Here is a 764-nt window from a genome sequence, read left to right on the forward strand (position 1 = left end):
TTGCAGTTGATAAAGCCAAGATTGAAGCTATTGAGAGTTGGCCGCAGCCCAAAACGGTCACACAAGTGAGGAGTTTTCTTGGCCTCGCTGGATTCTATAGGCGTTTTGTGAGAGATTTCAGCACCATTGCTGCACCTCTCAATGAGCTTACAAAGAAGGATGTGCCTTTTGTTTGGGGTACCGCACAGGAAGAAGCCTTCACGGTATTGAAAGATAAGTTGACACATGCTCCTTTACTCCAACTTCCTGATTTTAATAAGACTTTTGAGCTTGAATGTGATGCTAGTGGAATTGGATTAGGAGGTGTGTTATTACAAGATGGCAAACCTGTTGCATACTTTTCTGAAAAATTGAGTGGGCCTAGTCTGAATTATTCTACTTATGATAAAGAATTATATGCTCTTGTTCGGACTTTAGAAACATGGCAACATTATTTATGGCCCAAACAATTTGTTATACATTCTGATCATGAATCTTTGAAACATATTAAAAGTCAAGCTAAACTGAATCGTAGACATGCTAAATGGGTTGAATTCATTGAGACTTTCCCTTATGTCATTAAACACAAGAAGGGTAAAGAAAATGTTATTGTTGATGCATTGTCTCATCGCTATACTATGCTTTCACAACTTGACTTCAAAATATTTGGTTTGGAGACCATCAAAGATCAATATGTGCATGATGCTGATTTTAAAGATGTATTGCAGAATTGTAAAGAAGGAAGAACCTGGAACAAGTTTGTCGTTAATGATGGATTTGTGTTC

Annotated in this window: 1 protein-coding gene; it reads left to right on the plus strand. The window is 37.4% G+C overall.

Features of this window, described 5'->3' with window-relative positions; all coding sequences use genetic code 11:
* The coding region (locus U1T56_RS24150) for a Ty3/Gypsy family RNase HI domain-containing protein (protein WP_418162042.1) at positions 1 to 764 on the plus strand (764 nt) is incomplete at both ends.

Origin of the sequence: Benzoatithermus flavus, assembly GCF_037908215.1 — a bacterium.
In the GTDB taxonomy this organism is placed as follows: Bacteria; Pseudomonadota; Alphaproteobacteria; order Geminicoccales; family Geminicoccaceae; genus Benzoatithermus; species Benzoatithermus flavus.